The sequence below is a fragment of the Alkalicoccobacillus porphyridii genome, assembly GCF_007293315.1.
Classification (GTDB): domain Bacteria; phylum Bacillota; class Bacilli; order Bacillales; family Bacillaceae_D; genus Alkalicoccobacillus; species Alkalicoccobacillus porphyridii.
Genome location: NZ_VLXZ01000401.1, coordinates 1 through 239 on the forward strand (window position 1 = coordinate 1; position 239 = coordinate 239).

Annotated in this window: 1 pseudogene; it reads left to right on the forward strand. The window is 52.7% G+C overall.

The features are described from left to right. Positions 1-239: pseudogene (gene yghX / locus FN960_RS24725) on the forward strand (YghX family hydrolase); the annotation flags it as partial.

A 239-nucleotide genomic window follows, 5' to 3' on the forward strand; every position in this document is an offset into this window, starting at 1 on the left:
GTGAGTTCCTCAATCTTGCGGCGAAGTATGCGGTGGGCGGGATGACGGCATTAGCGTTGTTTGATTTGCTCAAGCCAAATTATGCGCTGGCGACTCAGGTAGAGTTTACCGACCTGGAGATTGTTGCTGAGTACATCACGTATCCTTCGCCAAATGGTCACGGCGAGGTACGGGGTTATCTGGTGAAACCCGCAAAAATGAGCGGCAAAACGCCAGCCGTGGTGGTGGTGCATGAGAAT